The sequence below is a fragment of the Phenylobacterium sp. genome (genome assembly GCF_016793285.1).
GTDB lineage: Bacteria > Pseudomonadota > Alphaproteobacteria > Caulobacterales > Caulobacteraceae > Phenylobacterium.
In genome coordinates this window covers 1-14,988 of the sequence record NZ_JAEUMO010000185.1, presented here as the reverse complement: position 1 = coordinate 14,988, position 14,988 = coordinate 1, and the positions used below count along the sequence as shown (strand labels likewise).

Here is a 14,988-nt window from a genome sequence, read left to right as displayed (position 1 = left end):
GAGCCTGACCAAGTGGGGCTCGCTCGTGACGGCCACGGGCATCCTGTTCTTCACGCTTCTGTTCTGCACCCACACGGGTTTTCTGGGCTCGGCGATCTCGGCGGCGGTGCTGGCGACGCTGGGCATCTTCTTCCTGCGCTCGAAGCCGGACGCCGCAGGCGCGCACTGACGCGCGGCGCTTCGACCTGATCCGACGGGGCCTTCGCGCAAGCAGGGGCCCTGTTCGTATGCGCCGCACCCCCGACTGGCGCGCCCACGACTGGCGCGTCCGGCGCGGTGTGGTAGTGGGCGAAGATGCTGAAGCGCGCGCAGGCCTATGGCCTCACGTTCCTCTATCCCGAGCACGACACCGCCGTGGGGCCGTGCCTCACGCGGCATGGTGAGTTCGCCCGGCCGCAGCTCGACTTCTTGGTGAACCAGGCCAGCGGCGAGGCCGGCGTCTTCGTGGACGCCGGCGCCAATATCGGAACCATCAGCGTGCCGTTCGCGAGGCGACGGCCCGATTGGCGCGTCCTCGCCATCGAGGCGCATCGGGGCTTGGCGTCGATCCTGTCGGCCAATGCGCTAAGCAACGGCTGCGACCGCGTCGAGGTGATCCACGCCGCCGCCGGTCCGGACCGGCGGATCGCCGAGTTCCCGACCCTGCCGCTGGACGCCCGGGTGAACGTCGGCACCAGCAGCTTCTACGATCGCGAGACGCCGCGGCTGCCGGTGCTGATGCTGCCACTGGACCAGATCGCGCCGCCGGACACCCGGCTCGTGAAGGTCGACGTCGAGGGGCTGGAGCCGGAAGTGCTGGCTGGCGCGACCCGGCTGATCAACGAGGTCCGCCCGACGTGGTTCGTGGAGGCGTTCTACCAGGCGCACCGGGCCGGCGTGATGGAGACGTTCCTGCGGGCGGGCTACGCCGTTTACTGGTTCTACGCGCCCTGGGTCACGCGCGCGCCGCTGTCGGGGGTGAGGGCCGAGGACGACACCGTGGGCGACGCCAACTTCGTCTGCGTCCCGCCGGGCGTGGCGCCGGCCTGGGCGCTTCCGCCCGCGCGGCCCGAGGACCAGAGCTGGCCGACGGACTACGCGCTATACCCCTACCTGAAGGAATACGGCTACTAGCTGATGCTGCGATGCGGGAGAAACTGGCGCAGGCGCCAGGAAACCTGACGGGGCGGCGGCTGGACAAGCCTTGCCGGGCGCTCCTATGGTCCCGCGGCCTACTACGCTTCGGGGGATGAACGCGGACCATGGCCGTCATCGCTGTGACCAAGGAACGCCGCGCCGGTGAGACCCGCGTGGCGGCCACTCCCGAGACGGTGAAGAAGCTGGTCGGCGCGGGGTTCGAGGTGGTCGTCGAGACCGGCGCCGGGGCCGGCGCGTCGATGGCCGACGCCGACTACGAAGCCGCGGGCGCCAAGATCGCCAAGACCGCCAAGGACGCCGCCGGCAAGGCCGACGTCCTGTTCAAGGTGCGCAGCCCCGAGGCCGACGAGATCGCGGCGCTGAAGAATGGCGCGTTCGTCGCGGCCCTGCTCAACCCCTACAACGAAAAGCCCACCGTACAGGCGCTCGCCAAGGCCGGCGTCTCGGCGTTCGCCATGGAGTTCATCCCGCGGATCACCCGCGCGCAGGTGATGGACGCCCTGTCGTCGCAGGCCAACCTCGCCGGTTACCGCGCGGTGATCGAGGCGGCCGAGGCCTACGGCCGGGCGCTGCCGATGATGATGACGCCGGCGGGCACGATCGCCCCGGCCAAGGTGTTCATCATGGGGGTGGGCGTGGCCGGGCTGCAGGCCATCGCCACGGCACGGCGGCTGGGCGCGGTGGTCACCGCCACGGACGTCAGGCCCGCGACCAAGGAGCAGGTCGAGAGCCTGGGCGCCAAGTTCGTCGCCGTCGAGGACGAGGAGTTCAAGCAGGCCGAGACGTCCGGCGGCTACGCCAAGGAGATGAGCGCCGAGTACCAGGCCAAGCAGGCCGAGCTGATCACCGGCCACATCGCCAAGCAGGACATCGTCATCACCACCGCCCTGATCCCGGGCCGTCCGGCGCCGAAGCTGGTGACCGCCGCCCAGGTGGCCTCGATGAAGTCGGGCTCGGTGCTGGTGGACCTGGCCGTCGAGCAGGGCGGCAACGTCGAGGGCGCCAAGCTGGGCGAGGTGGTCACCACCAGGAACGGCGCGAAGATCATGGGCGTGCCCAACCTGCCGGCGCGCATCTCGGCCGACAGCTCTTCGCTCTACGCTCGCAACCTCGTGGCCTTCGCCGAGCTCTTCAAGACCAAGGAGGGCGCCTTCGCCCCGGACCTCGAAGAAGAGATCCTGAAGGCCGCCCTCGTCACCCACGGCGGCGCCGTGGTGAACCCGCAACTCGCCTGAGCCTACGGAGCAAGCCATGGACGTCGATCCGACGGTCTTCCGCCTCGCCATCTTCGTGCTGGCGATCTTCGTCGGCTACTACGTGGTCTGGAGCGTGACGCCGGCGTTGCACACGCCGCTGATGGCCGTCACCAACGCCATCTCCTCGGTGATCATCGTGGGCGCCCTGCTGGCCGCCGCGGCGAGCGGCTCGGGCGGCGAACTGACCGCCAACGTGCTGATCTCGAAGGGCGCCGGCGCGGTCGCCGCGGGCTTCGCGGCGGTGAACATCTTCGGCGGCTTCCTCGTCACCCAGAGGATGCTGGCCATGTACAAGAAGAAGCAGAAGTAGCCGGCCGGGGCGGGGGACTTAACCACATGGACGCGAATATCGCGGCGATCCTCTACCTCGTCTCCGGGGTGCTGTTCATCCTGGCGCTCAGGGGGCTGTCGAGCCCTGAGACCAGCCAGGCGGGCAACCGCAACGGCATGATCGGCATGGCCATCGCCGTGGGCACGGCGCTGGTCACGCTCTACACGCAAGGCGCGCTGGACGCCCTGACCGCCGGCCTGATCCTGGGCGGCGTGGCGGTCGGCGGCGGGGTCGGCGCGCTGATCGCCCGGCGCGTGGCGATGACCTCGATGCCGCAGCTCGTGGCGGCCTTCCACAGCCTCGTCGGCATGGCTGCCTGCCTGGTGGCGGTGGCGGCGATCCACACGCCCGAGGCCTACGGCATCGGCAGCTCGGGCGCGATCCACGTCAACTCGCTGATCGAACTCTCGCTGGGCCTGGCCATCGGCGCGGTGACCTTCACCGGCTCGGTGATCGCCTTCGCGAAGCTGAACGGCAACATGTCGGGCGCGCCGATCCTGCTGCCCGCACGCCACCTGCTGAACATCGCCATCGGCCTCGGCATCGTGGCGCTGATCGTGGTGCTGGTGATGAGCGGCGGGTCTGCGCTCTGGGCCTTCTGGGGCATCTTCGCGCTGGCGCTCCTGATCGGCGTGACGCTGATCATCCCCATCGGCGGCGCCGACATGCCGGTCGTGGTCTCGATGCTGAACAGCTACTCGGGCTGGGCCGCCGCAGCGCTGGGCTTCACGCTGGAGAACGTGACCCTGATCATCACGGGCGCCCTGGTCGGCAGCTCGGGCGCGATCCTCAGCTACATCATGTGCAAGGCCATGAACCGCAGCTTCGTCTCGGTGATCCTGGGGGGCTTCGGCGCCGAGGACAGCGCGGCGGCGGGCGGCAAGGTCGAGACGCGGCCGGTGAAGCAGGGCTCCGCCGACGACGCGGCCTTCATCATGAAGAACGCGTCCAAGGTCATCATCGTCCCCGGCTACGGCATGGCGGTGGCCCAGGCCCAGCATGCGCTGCGCGAAATGGCCGACAAGCTGAAGGAAGAGGGCGTGGAGGTGAAGTACGCCATCCACCCCGTGGCCGGCCGGATGCCCGGGCACATGAACGTGCTGCTGGCCGAGGCCAACGTGCCTTACGACGAGGTGTTCGAACTGGAGGACATCAACTCCGAGTTCCCGACCGCCGACGTGGCCTTCGTGATCGGAGCCAACGACGTCACCAACCCGGCCGCCAAGACCGACCCGCAGTCGGCCATCTACGGCATGCCGATCCTGGACGTGGAGAAGGCGCGCACGGTGCTCTTCGTGAAGCGCGGCATGGCGGCCGGCTACGCCGGCGTCGAGAACGAACTCTTCTTCCGCGACAACACCATGATGCTGTTCGCCGACGCCAAGAAGATGGTCGAAGGGATCGTGAAGGGGCTTTAGCCGCCCCGCTAGCCGAACGGGTCGGGCGGCGTGAGCGTGTGGCCGACGCCGGCGTTGATCGGCGGGTCCCAGTCCGCGTCGCCGGACGGCGGCGGGGGCATCGAGCCGCCGCGATGGCCGACCAGGATGTAGCCGTCGGCGACGCCGTCGCCATCGACGTCGATCTCCACGCGGACGGGGGGATTCGGCCCGACCGGCGTCGGACCGGCGGTGAGGGTGGTCGCGCCGAAGTCGAAGCTGTCGCCATCGGTGGGCGTGGGCGGACCGCCGCCGTCACGGCCGTCGCTGGCCGTCGGGGGTGAGGTCCGGTCGCCCGGACCTGTGCCGGGCCCCCAGTTCAGGTGGATGGTGCGGCCGGTCATCGTGAAGATCCGGTCCCCGTCCTCCAGCGAGAAGTCGCGGATGTAGCCGAGCATCACGTTCGGCCCGCCGCCGCGCGTGGCGGCGGCGACCACGAAGGTGTCGGCGCCCGAACCGCCTTCGACCTGCGCGCCGTCGGTGAACTCGATGCAGTCGTCGCCGGCGCCGCCCAGCAGGGTGTCGTGTCCGCCGCCGCCCTTGATGGTGTCGTCGCCCGCGCCGCCCTCGATGCGTTCGGCCGCGGTTGTGCCCACGAGCAGGTCGTCGTGATCCGTGCCGCGGATCACGACCGGCGCGGCTTCGGCCGGCGCGGCGGCGGCGACCTGCGGCTCGGCGTGAGCCTGGGCCGGCGCCGTCTCGACCGGCGTCGGCAGCGCGCGTTCCTCGACCGCGTCGGTCGTGGCGGCCGGCTCGGCGGCGCTCGCGGGCTCCGTGGCGACGGCGGCCGTCGCGGCCCCGGCGGCCTTGGAGACGACGCCCTGGGCGACGATCTCGCGATCCTGTGACGGCGCGTCGTGGATGGCCGGCGGAAGCGGTTCTTCAGCGGGCGCGGACGGCGCCTTGGGCAGTTCGGCCGCCTGGGCCTCCTCGAAGACGCCGCCGGTCTCGTAGAAGAAGGCCGTGGCGACCACCAGGGCCAGGAAGGTCTGACCTTGGCGCGCGGTGAAGGGCAGGATGGTCGCCGACTTCGGCGCCGCCATCTCCTCGGTGACGTCGAGGCGCTGGCGCAGGGCGGCGTGCAGGTCGTCGTCCTCGCCGACCGTGTCGTCGACGGCGGAGTGGACGACGAACTTGCCGTCGATGCGGGCGACATGGATCAGGACGTCGCCGTTCCCGTCGGTGACGACACACCAGGGATCGCCCTCGTCGGTGGCGCCGAAGATCACCTCGACGTCGATCCCGTGCGACGAGAGCTGGTCGGCCAGCGCCTCGAGGCGTGCGCGTTCGGCCGGCGACCAGTCGCCGCTGTCGCGCACACGCGAGATGAAGGGAACGACCTGGCCCATCGTGCTAGGAAAGCATCTCCAGGCGACCTAGCCGGTCGCGCGCGCCGCGACGGCCTCGCCGCCGAACAGCAGCCGATACAGTTCCGGTTCGTAGTAGCGCAGCAGGGTCTTGGCGAAATCGCCGGGCTCCAGACCCAGCGCCCCGGCCCAGGCGCCCTGCGTCTCGATCGGGAGCCGGCCCAACCCGCTCTCCACCTGCGAGACGAAGGTGTAGTAGCGCAGGCCCACCTTTTCGGCCAGTTCGGCCTGCGTCAGGCCGGCCTCCTCGCGCGCCGTCTTCAGCCACCGCCCGGCCTGCTGGCGCAGGACCTTGATGTGGGCGGCCTTGGCAGGATCGGTCGCGGGTCTCGGCATCGGGGGCTCCGGCAGCTTCGAAATACGCTTGCAGGCGCTTCCTCAGCCGAATAATACAGTAATTACGCAACAAATAACTACGCGACGCATAGCCGCTCGTTCCGAGCTATCACGCCAAGCTGTCTCAGGGAAGCAATGAAGCGACTGTTTGTGTCGGCGGCCGTCCTGCCGCTGCTCCTCGCCGCGCAGGCGCGCGCCGAAACGAAGATCTCGACGGCGACGACGGCGCCCGTGCGCACGTCCACCGTCGCCGGCGGCCAATCCGACGACATCAACATCGAGACCGCCGGCTCGATCGCGCCCACCGCGGCGGGCGCGGCCGTGACGGTCGACTCGTCGAACACGGTGACGGTGAACGGCGCGATCACCTTCACCGGCGTGAACGGCGCCACCGCCGTCCAGATCGCCGACGGCGTCGCCACCACGGTCGCCAACGCCGGCGCGATCAGCGTCGTCGAGGACTACACGGCCACCGACACCGACTCGGATGGCGACATCGACGGGCCCTTCGCACAGGGCTCGGCCCGGTACGGCATCCGCGCCCAGGGCGTTCAGGGCGTGACGGGCGCGATCACGAACACCGGCACGATCGGCATCGAGGGCAACGACTCGGCCGGCATCTCGCTGGAGACGCGCCTGAACGGCACGCTGACTCATCGCGGCGGCGTCACCGTGCTGGGCGACCGCGGCGTCGGTATCCGCGCCGACTCGATCTCAGGCGACGCGCTGATCCAGGGCGCCGTCTCGGTGCAGGGCGAAGGCTCGGTCGCGGTGCAACTGGGTTCGGTGGATGGTGCGGTGGTCCTGCAGGGCGCGATCACCTCGAGCGGCTATCGCTCGACCGACCGGCTGACCGACGCGGTGCGGGCCAAGCTCGATGCGGACGACCTGAAGCAGGGCGGCGGCGCCGTGAAGATCACCGGCAGCGTCGGCAGGGGCGTGCTGCTGGACCGGCCGCCGGCGGACAACTCCACCGACGACACCGACGAGGACGACGACGGCGTCGCCGACACGGCCGAGGGCACGGCCACGATCTCCTCGTTCGGCGTCGCGCCGGCCATCGACATCGGCGGGACCGGCGCCATCACCCTGGGCGCCGTGGGGACACAGGGCGACGCCTACGGCTTCGTCAACCGCGGTTCGGTCACCGGCAACGGCGTGAACGACGGGATCGCCGGCACGGCGCTGCGCATCGGCCAGGCCGGCGGCGGCCCGGTGACGCTCGTGGGCGGCATCCACAACCAGGCGGGCGCCACCATCGTCGGCCGATCGTACTCCGCGCAGTCGACGGCGATCCTGCTGAACGCCAACGCCATCGTCCCGGCGCTGGTCAACGCCGGCGTCATCGGGGCCGAGCAGAACGGCGGCCTGCACGACGCGCGCGGCATCGTCGACCTGTCGGGCGCCCTGACCAAGATCGACAACTCCGGGACGATCCAGTCGGTGGTGACGCCGGCGACCGGCGTGACCCAGACCGGCAGGGCCATCGCCATCGACGTCTCGGCCAACACCTCGGGCGTGCTGGTGCGGCAGTTCAAGGTGAACTCGGCCGATACCCCGAACATCGGCGGCGACATCCTGTTCGGATCGGGCGCCGACCGGCTCGAACTGTCGGCCGGAACCTACGCGGGAACGCTCAGTTTCGGCGCCGGCGCCGACTCGCTGCTGGTCGACGGCGGCGCGACGGCGAGCGCGATGATCTCGGACACCGAGGGCACGCTGGCGGTCGAGGTCCGCGATGGCCGCCTGGCGGTCTCGAACACCGGGACGGTCAGCCTCTCGACGCTGAACGTCGGCGCGACCGGTGTGCTGGCGGTGAACATCGACCCCACCCAGACCGGCAGCCGCTTCGACGTGGCGGGCGCCGCGACCCTCGCCACGGGCGCGCAGATCGACGTGACGCTGACGTCCCTCTCGCGCGGGCAGCGGGCGTTCCAGGTTCTGCAGGCGGCGGCGCTGTCGGTGGGCCAGACCACCGCGACGCTGGTCGGCTCGCCCTTCCTGTTCCAGGCGACCCTGCGGGCCGACACGGCCGGCGGCGCGCTGTTCGTCGACGTGCGGCCCAAGACGGCGAGCGAACTGGGCCTCAACCGCTCCGGCGCGCAGGCCTTCGCGGCGGTCTTCGAGTCGCTCGACAAGGACGACGCCATCGAACAGGCGTTCCTGAGCCAGAAGACCGACGCCGGCTTCGACGCCCTCTACGACCAGATGCTGCCTGACCATTCGGGCGGGGTGCTGATGTCGGCGGCGGCGGTCTCGGCGGCGGTGTCGCAGGCCGTGGCCATGCCCATGGCCATCGACAGGGATTCCGCGACCGGGACCTGGGCGCAGGAGATCGTGTTCAACATCCGCCGCGACCGGCAGGACGCGCAGGGCTTCAAGAGCCAGGGCTTCGGCTTCGCGGCCGGCGCCGACATGCAGGGCATCAGGAACGCCCTGGGCGCCAACGTCAGCTTCGTGACCACCGACGTGAGGGACCGCGGCGTCGCGGCGGGCGAAGAGCTGACGATGAACCTCTTCGGCGCCGGCCTCTACTGGCGCTACGACGGCGGGCCGCTGCAGGCGGCGGTGCGCGGCGGCCTGGGCTACGCCATGTTCAACGGCGACCGCCGGCTGACCAGCCAGACCCTCAACCTGCGCGCCCGGGCCGACTGGAACGCCTGGATGGCCGATGCCTACGCCGGCGTCTCATACGAGTTCACGGCGGGCAGCTTCTACGCCCGGCCCGAGCTGTCGGCCGCCTACCTGCGCCTGGCCGAGGGCGGCTACGCGGAGAAGGGCGGCGGGAGTGGCTTCAACCTGACCGTCGACAAGCGCACCGGCGACCTGCTGACCGGCGAGGCGCTGCTGGCGGTCGGCTGGAAGATGGGCGACGAGGTCTTCTTCGCGCCCGAGATCAAGGCCGGCTACCGCGCCAGGCTGGCGGGCGGGCCGCCGAGGACGACCGCCCACTTCGACGGCGGCGCCGATTTCACGCTGGACCCGGAGGACGTGTTCCGGGGCGGCTATGTGGTCCGCGCGGGCTTCCGCGGCGGGGCCTCGCGGGTGCTGTATTCGGTGAACGGCGGCGCCACGGTCGACGGCGACTATCAGGAGTACGATGTCCGCGCCGGGGTCCGGTTCCAGTTCTAGCGGGCGCTAAGGACTCGCCCGCGGCCCGCTTTTTGCCTAGAACGCCGCGCAATCTGGGCTCGGGTCCCGGATGGGTGCGAGCCGCAGCTTGCGGCGCGGTGGGAGTTTCGTCCTTGGCCGATGGCGAGATGAGCGCGCGCGCGAAGCGCCGGGTGGCGGAGGCCGGGATCGTGGTCGTCGCCGGCCTGTCGGCGTTCGCCGTGGCGCACGCCTCGCTGCTCGTCCCCGACAAGGCCCGCCCGATCTCGGCTCCGGCCGCAGCGGTCGCGAAGGTGGCGCCGGCGACGGCGCCGGCCGAGGACGAGGTCCTGATCGCCTTCGAAGAACCCGTCCCCGGCCGCGCGATCGTCTCGCCGTTCGGCCTGCGCCAGCTCCCCTGGGAGGGCAATGGCCGGCTGCACGAAGGCGTCGACATCTCGGCGGATTCCGGCGTGCCGGTGATCGCCGTGGCCGACGGGATCGTGACCGAGGCCGGGACCAACGGCGGCTACGGCCGCTATGTGGCGGTGAAGCACGCCGCCGGCCTGACGACCTACTACGCGCACCTGGGCGCCATCGGCGCGGGCGTGAAGCCCGGACTGGCCGTCAAGGCCGGCCAGCCGCTGGGCAAGGTGGGCTCGACGGGCGCCTCGACCGGCCCGCACCTGCACTTCGAGATCCGCGACCCGAAGGACAAGCCGCTCGATCCGGCGATGTTCCTGGGCAAGGCGTTCGCCGAGGCCGGCGACCTGCCGCTCGACAAGGCCAAGCGCTACTCGGGCCGCGTGCGGATGGCCTACGTCTCGTTCATCCCCGAGAGCAAGCGGGCGCTGATGGACGCCAGGAACGGGCCGCCGGTCCTGGTCTTCAAGCGGGCCACCACCGACGCGCAGGACGAGGCGGCCGCCACCCGCAACCTGGAAGGCAGCCTCGCCAGGGAGGCGCAGCGCCAGGAGAAGATGGAGGGCCTGAGGGGCCTTTCCATCGGGCCCGACGGCCGCCCCCGCGCCCAGCTTTCGATGTAGCGAAGGCGACCCCGGCTCCCATATCCTGCTGGGGACGAGGAGCCTTTCCGATGAAGTACAAGCAACTGGGCCGTACGGGCCTCTACGTGTCCGAGATCTGCCTCGGGACCATGACCTTCGGCGGCAACACCGACGCCGGGATCTGGAAGGCCATCGGGTCGCTGCCGCAGGGCGACGTCGATGCGATCGTCAGGCGCTCGATCGACAGCGGGGTGAACTTCTTCGACACGGCCGACGTCTACTCGTTCGGCGCCTCGGAGGCGCGGCTGGGCCAGGCGCTGAAGAACCTGGGCGTGAAGCGCAGCGACGTGGTGCTGGCCACCAAGGTCTTCGGCCAGATGGGCCCGGGCCCCAACGACCGCGGCGCCTCGCGCGGACACATCATGGACTCGGTGGCCCGTTCGCTGGAGCGGCTGCAGACCGACCACATCGACCTCTACCAGATCCACGGCAACGACAGCGTCACGCCCATCGACGAGACGCTGCGGGCGCTGGACGACCTCGTGCGCCAGGGCATGGTCCGCTACGTCGGCGTCTCCAACTGGGCGGCGTGGAAGATCGCCAAGGCGCTGGGGCTGTCGGACGCGAAGGGCTACGCGCGGTTCGAGACCCTTCAGGCCTACTACACGATCGCCGGGCGCGACCTGGAGCGTGAGCTGGTCCCGATGCTGACCAGCGAACAACTGGGCCTGATGGTCTGGTCGCCGCTGGCCGGCGGGCTGCTCTCGGGCAAGTTCGGGCCCGGCTCGAACAACCCCGAGGACGCGCGGCGCACCAGCTTCGACTTCCCGCCGGTGGAGAAGGACCGCGCCTGGGCCTGCGTCGAGGCGATGCGCGAGGTCGGCCAGGCGCACGACGTGTCGGTGGCCCGGGTGGCGCTGGCCTGGCTGCTGCAGAAGCCGCACGTGATGAGCGTGATCATCGGCGCGAAGACCGTCGAGCAACTGGACGACAACCTGGCGGCCGTCGATCTGACGCTGTCCGAGGACGAGATGAAGCGCCTCGACGCGGTGAGCGAGCTGCCGGCGGAGTATCCCGGCTGGATGTTCGGGCGGCAGGGCGGTGGCCGGGTGCCGGCGCCGTTCAAGAAGCCCGCATGAGCCTGCCGAAAGGCGCCCATCGCGGCGAGCGGATCGACATCGGCGGCCGGAGCCTGCGGGTCGTGCGCGCCGGGCCGGCGGCGACCGCCGCGCCGCTGATCGTGTGCGAGCACGGCGCGTTCGGCTGCGCGTCCGACTGGACGGTGGTGCAGGAGCGGCTCTCGGCGAAGGGCCTGCGCAGCCTCGCCTACGACCGGGCGGGCCTGGGCTACTCCGACCCGGGGCCGGAGCCGCGGGACGGCCGGGCGATCAACGACGACCTCGAGGCGCTGCTCGACAGGCTTGGCGACACCGGGCCGATCGTCCTGGCCGGGCACTCGATGGGCGGGCTGATGGTGCGGCTCTTCGCGCTGGAGCGCGACCGGCGGCCCGTGGTGGGGCTGGTGCTGGTGGACGCGGTGACGCCGGCGGTGCTGTCGCTGCCGGGCGGGCCCGAGATGGTCCACGGCTTCGGGCGGCTCTTGCAGGCCGTCAGCCACGGGGCGCGGTTCGGCCTGATGGTCCCGGTCTCGCTGGTCAGCGCCAACCTGATCGGCCTGCCGGGCGAGGCAGCGGCCGAGAAGCGCCGCATCCACGGCGCCGCCCCGCACGCGCGCGGCGCCTCGGCCGAGGTCCAGCAGTGGCCGGCGACGTCGAAGCTGGCGGGGGCGGTCGAGCTGCCGCCCGATCTGCCGGTGGCGGTGGTCACGGCCGACGGCAGGCTGCCGCCGCCGATCCGCGAGGCGCAGTACGCGCCGGCCAGGGCCTCGAAGCATGGGTTCGTGGAGCATGTGACCGGCTCGACCCACGCCAACGTGCTGGGTCCGCGCCACGCCGACGCGATCGTTCGCGGGCTCGAGCACGTTCTGAAGGCCGGGCGTTAGGCCGGCTCGCGCGGGATCAGGCCGACCGCGGCGCGGAACCGGTCCCCGACGAGCGGGAAGACTGTCGCGGCGCCGGCCGGTTCGATAACGGGGTCACCGTTCCGGGCCGCTCGAACGACCAGGCCGGGCTCATGCGCCGTGATCGCGAAGCGGCCGTCCCAGACGCGCTCCTGCCCGGCCGGAAGATCGAGCTGCTGCAAGCCGCCGCGAGCCGCCTCGCCGGGTTCGCGCGCGATGCGGAGGCGGTCGCCGTCGGCCTCGATGCGGGCGCCGGCCAGTGTCGAGACGAACCGCCCGGTCCCGACGATGGCATCGGCGGCGCGGGTGACCCGCGAACCGGACGGCAATCGCTCGCCGCCGCCGGCGCAGACGCAGGCCATGGCGATGACGCGGCGAAGCTCGCCGGCCGATGCACGCCGAACCGCCGCACGGTCGAGAACCAGGTCGCCGCCGGTCGAGACGACGTCCAGCGAGGGATGGGGCTCCGGCGCGCCCCCGGCGGGCGTGAGGGCTGCGGGCGAAACGCGTGCGCGGCTGCGGGCGTAGCGGAGGTCGGTGTTGGCGGGGTCGTCGATCCAAGTCTCGCCGAGCGCCGTCAGCCAGTCGCGCAGCTCGGTGCGCCCGGCTGCCAGCAGGGGGCGCAGCAGAAAGGCGCCGCGGCCCTGCGGCCAGACCGGCGACGGCGACCACTCGCGCGGGTCCGGCGTCGTCGAGCCCGCGGCGCGCATGGCCGCTGTCTCGATCAGGTCGTCGCGGGTGTGGCCCATCAGGATGATGCGCGCGCTGGCCTCGCGGGCCGCCTCCGCCAGCAGCCCGTGCCGCGCGCGACGGGCGGCGGCGGGTACGCCCGTGGCCGGCTTGTCACCCTCCCACGCCAGGGCGCGGAACGGGCGGCCCAGCCGCTCGGCGATCGCGGCGCAGGCTTCGGTCCACGCGGCGCCCTCGGCCTGTAGCCGGTGGTCAACGGTCAGGATCAGCAGCTCGCGGCCGCACGCGCGCGCCCAGGCGTCGGCGATCAGCGTCAGCGCCAGCGAGTCCCCGCCGCCCGACAGCGCGACGGCGATCGGGCGCGGGCTGTCGCGCAGGAGGCGGCGGTCTAGAGCGTCCGTCGCGCTGGCCTCTAGGCCGCGCACTTGGCCTGGGTGCGGACGGCGGCGGCGCGGCTGGCGACGGCGGCGGGCGCCTTGGGATAGCGGCGGCCGAGTTCGCCCAGCGTCTGGCAGGCGTCGGCGGGCTTCTTCAGCGCCACCAGCGCGCGGGAGAGTTCGACCACGGCGTCGGGCGCCCAGGCGGTCTGCGGCCAGCCGCGGATCGCGGAGATGTAGGCGCGTGCGGCGTCGGAATGCGCGCCGCGGACGCTGAGCGTCTTGCCCCACCAGTAGCTGGCCTCGTTCGCACGCGGCGCGTCGGGGTAGTTGGCGACGTAGGCCGAGAACGCGGCCTCGGCACCGTCGTAGTCGCCAGCGAGCATGAGCTGGCGCGCGGCGGTGAAGTCCTTGGCCGGGTCGCCCGCGGCGGCGACGGGCGCGGCGGCAGGGTCTTCCGGCGGGGGCGCGAGGCCGGCGGCGATCTTGCCCTCGGCCGCGGTCAGCCGCTCGGCCAGGGTCGCGAGGTCGCGCTTGAGCTGGGCGTTCTCGCGCTTCGACTGGTCGAGCTCGCGGGTGACTGTCTCGAAGTTCCCGTTCACGCTGCGCAGCGTGCTCTCGAGGTCGCCGAGCTTCTCGCTCATCTCGGCGATGCGGGCGTCGGTGTCGGCCGGCTGCACGACCACGGGCTTCCCCGTGTCGCGAAGCTGGAAGACGATCGAGCGCAGCTCGCGCAGCACCTTCTCCATGCGGTCGAGCCGCTTGGCGTCGCGCGCGTCGAGCGGGTCGGGGACCGGCAACGGCGTCTGCGCGACGGCCGGACCGGCCGCCACGAGGACGGCCAGCGCGGCGGTGGTGAGGCCTCTCTTGAGCGAGAACCGGCGACCGTTGCGCATCGGGGCCTAGCGGGCGCCCGAGACGATGGCGGTGTGGCCGTTGCGGTTCTTCTGCCAGGACTCCTCGCCGCTGCCGGCGTCGAGCGGCTGTTCCTTGCCGAACGAGATGGTGGCGATGCGGGCCGCCTCGACGCCCTGGCCGACGAGGTAGTCGCGCACGGCGTTGGCGCGGCGGGCGCCGAGGGCCAGGTTGTACTCGCGGGTGCCGCGTTCGTCGGCGTTGCCTTCGATGCGCACGTTCACCGACGGATAGCGGCGCAGCCACGCCGACTGGGCGTCCAGGATCGGCCGCGCGTCGTCGCGCACGTCGTGGCTGTCGGTGTCGAAGTAGACGCGGTCGCCCACGTTGACGACGAAGTCCTGCGCCGAGCCGGGCAGCGCGCCGGTCTGGGTCGAGGCGACCGGGCCAGGGGCGGACGGCGGCATCTGCGTCTGCGGCGCCTGCGTCTGCGGGGGCGGCGTCGTGGTGGGGAACGCCGGCTGGGCCTTCTTGGCGCACGCCCCCAGGGACGCGGCGGCGACGCCCACGAGAGCAAGCCGGACAATCGTGCGGCTGTTCAAGCTACGAACCATCAGCGTCTCCTACGGTCGAGGTTGCGAATCACTATCGCGGTCTATCGGGCTGGATTGAGGCGAAGACTAGTTAAGCAAAGGCGACCAGGCCGGATCCGATCCGGCGCCGGGGTAAGGCATCGGCTGAAGGATTCGCCCAGTGACATCCACACTCCATAACTTGGGCGGACCGCCCGGGGTTTCACGCGAGAACATCAGCACCCGGCCGTTGGGCGCCCAGGTCGGTCCTTCGTCCAGGTAGCTCGTGGTCAAGAGGCGTTCGTCCGAGCCGTCCGGCCGCATCACCCCGATGTGGAATTCGCCGCCGGTTTGCTTTGTGAAGGCAATGTAGTCGCCGGTCGGGCTCCAGACCGGCGTGGTGTAGGACCCGCCTCCGCCGGAGATCCGCCGCGCGCCCGAGCCGTCGGCGCCCATCACGTAGATTTGCGGCGAGCCGGCGCGGTCCGAGGTGAAGGCGATGCGCGCGCTGTCG

Annotated in this window: 13 protein-coding genes and 1 pseudogene; 8 read left to right on the top strand and 6 right to left on the bottom strand. The window is 71.6% G+C overall.

The genetic code is table 11. The features are described 5' to 3' along the window. The first annotated feature begins 294 nt into the window (after positions 1-294). The 4 genes from JNL41_RS16310 to JNL41_RS16295 all read left to right on the top strand — a co-directional run bounded on the left by JNL41_RS16310 (position 295) and on the right by JNL41_RS16295 (position 4,142). A complete protein-coding gene (locus tag JNL41_RS16310; RefSeq protein WP_293476776.1) occupies positions 295-1,113 on the top strand; it encodes an FkbM family methyltransferase in 819 nt (272 codons plus the stop codon). Between the two features lie 128 nt (positions 1,114-1,241). Next, positions 1,242-2,372, top strand: coding sequence for a Re/Si-specific NAD(P)(+) transhydrogenase subunit alpha (locus JNL41_RS16305; RefSeq protein WP_293476774.1), 1,131 nt, complete (start codon positions 1,242-1,244; stop codon positions 2,370-2,372). Between the two features lie 16 nt (positions 2,373-2,388). Further along, the gene (locus JNL41_RS16300) at positions 2,389-2,703 is read left to right on the top strand and encodes a proton-translocating transhydrogenase family protein (protein ID WP_293476772.1); all 315 of its coding nucleotides are present in this window, start codon (positions 2,389-2,391) and stop codon (positions 2,701-2,703) included. A 26-nt stretch (positions 2,704-2,729) separates the two neighbouring features. After that, the gene (locus tag JNL41_RS16295; RefSeq protein ID WP_293476770.1) at positions 2,730-4,142 is read left to right on the top strand and encodes an NAD(P)(+) transhydrogenase (Re/Si-specific) subunit beta; all 1,413 of its coding nucleotides are present in this window, start codon (positions 2,730-2,732) and stop codon (positions 4,140-4,142) included. A gap of 8 nt (positions 4,143-4,150) precedes the next feature. Here JNL41_RS16295 and JNL41_RS16290 read toward each other — a convergent pair whose 3' ends face one another. Both JNL41_RS16290 and JNL41_RS16285 read right to left on the bottom strand, forming a co-directional pair. Further along, a complete protein-coding gene (locus JNL41_RS16290; RefSeq protein ID WP_293476768.1) occupies positions 4,151-5,509 on the bottom strand; it encodes a hypothetical protein in 1,359 nt (452 codons plus the stop codon). A gap of 27 nt (positions 5,510-5,536) precedes the next feature. After that, a complete protein-coding gene (locus JNL41_RS16285) occupies positions 5,537-5,863 on the bottom strand; it encodes a helix-turn-helix transcriptional regulator (protein WP_293476766.1) in 327 nt (108 codons plus the stop codon). A gap of 135 nt (positions 5,864-5,998) precedes the next feature. Between JNL41_RS16285 and JNL41_RS16280 the strand changes: the two genes are divergently transcribed. The 4 genes from JNL41_RS16280 to JNL41_RS16265 all read left to right on the top strand — a co-directional run bounded on the left by JNL41_RS16280 (position 5,999) and on the right by JNL41_RS16265 (position 11,962). Continuing rightward, positions 5,999-8,995, top strand: coding sequence for an autotransporter outer membrane beta-barrel domain-containing protein (locus JNL41_RS16280; RefSeq protein WP_293476764.1), 2,997 nt, complete (start codon positions 5,999-6,001; stop codon positions 8,993-8,995). A gap of 113 nt (positions 8,996-9,108) precedes the next feature. Continuing rightward, positions 9,109-9,999 (top strand): M23 family metallopeptidase, encoded by an 891-nt coding sequence (locus JNL41_RS16275; RefSeq protein ID WP_293476762.1) that lies wholly within the window; start codon positions 9,109-9,111, stop codon positions 9,997-9,999. 50 nt (positions 10,000-10,049) lie between these two features. Further along, entirely contained in the window at positions 10,050-11,099 is a 1,050-nt protein-coding gene (locus JNL41_RS16270; protein WP_293476760.1) for an aldo/keto reductase, read from the top strand. Further along, positions 11,096-11,962, top strand: coding sequence for an alpha/beta fold hydrolase (locus JNL41_RS16265; RefSeq protein ID WP_293476758.1), 867 nt, complete (start codon positions 11,096-11,098; stop codon positions 11,960-11,962). Before JNL41_RS16270 ends, JNL41_RS16265 begins: the two co-directional genes overlap by 4 nt. On the opposite strand, the gene tilS is transcribed toward JNL41_RS16265, so the two are convergent. The 4 genes and pseudogenes from tilS to tolB form a co-directional block, all read right to left on the bottom strand. After that, complete coding sequence (tilS, locus tag JNL41_RS16260) at positions 11,959-13,095, bottom strand: tRNA lysidine(34) synthetase TilS (protein WP_293476756.1); 1,137 nt, start codon at positions 13,093-13,095, stop codon at positions 11,959-11,961. The two genes, JNL41_RS16265 and tilS, sit on opposite strands and share 4 nt — an antisense overlap. Further along, positions 13,083-13,943, bottom strand: coding sequence for a tol-pal system protein YbgF (gene ybgF, locus JNL41_RS16255; RefSeq protein ID WP_293476754.1), 861 nt, complete (start codon positions 13,941-13,943; stop codon positions 13,083-13,085). The genes tilS and ybgF overlap by 13 nt, the downstream gene beginning before the upstream one ends. Before the next feature lie 6 nt (positions 13,944-13,949). After that, entirely contained in the window at positions 13,950-14,516 is a 567-nt protein-coding gene (gene pal, locus JNL41_RS16250) for a peptidoglycan-associated lipoprotein Pal (RefSeq protein ID WP_293476752.1), read from the bottom strand. Positions 14,517-14,582: 66 nt separating this feature from the next. Continuing rightward, positions 14,583-14,988, bottom strand: a pseudogene (gene tolB / locus JNL41_RS16245) (Tol-Pal system protein TolB); the annotation flags it as partial.

Coding starts and splice junctions, on each gene's coding strand:
- JNL41_RS16310 (WP_293476776.1), top strand. CDS start 295: ATGCTGAAGCGCGCGCAGGCCTATGGCCTCACGTTCCTCTATCCCGAG.
- JNL41_RS16305 (WP_293476774.1), top strand. CDS start 1,242: ATGGCCGTCATCGCTGTGACCAAGGAACGCCGCGCCGGTGAGACCCGC.
- JNL41_RS16300 (WP_293476772.1), top strand. CDS start 2,389: ATGGACGTCGATCCGACGGTCTTCCGCCTCGCCATCTTCGTGCTGGCG.
- JNL41_RS16295 (WP_293476770.1), top strand. CDS start 2,730: ATGGACGCGAATATCGCGGCGATCCTCTACCTCGTCTCCGGGGTGCTG.
- JNL41_RS16290 (WP_293476768.1), bottom strand. CDS start 5,509: ATGGGCCAGGTCGTTCCCTTCATCTCGCGTGTGCGCGACAGCGGCGAC.
- JNL41_RS16285 (WP_293476766.1), bottom strand. CDS start 5,863: ATGCCGAGACCCGCGACCGATCCTGCCAAGGCCGCCCACATCAAGGTC.
- JNL41_RS16280 (WP_293476764.1), top strand. CDS start 5,999: ATGAAGCGACTGTTTGTGTCGGCGGCCGTCCTGCCGCTGCTCCTCGCC.
- JNL41_RS16270 (WP_293476760.1), top strand. CDS start 10,050: ATGAAGTACAAGCAACTGGGCCGTACGGGCCTCTACGTGTCCGAGATC.
- JNL41_RS16265 (WP_293476758.1), top strand. CDS start 11,096: ATGAGCCTGCCGAAAGGCGCCCATCGCGGCGAGCGGATCGACATCGGC.
- ybgF (WP_293476754.1), bottom strand. CDS start 13,943: ATGCGCAACGGTCGCCGGTTCTCGCTCAAGAGAGGCCTCACCACCGCC.
- pal (WP_293476752.1), bottom strand. CDS start 14,516: ATGGTTCGTAGCTTGAACAGCCGCACGATTGTCCGGCTTGCTCTCGTG.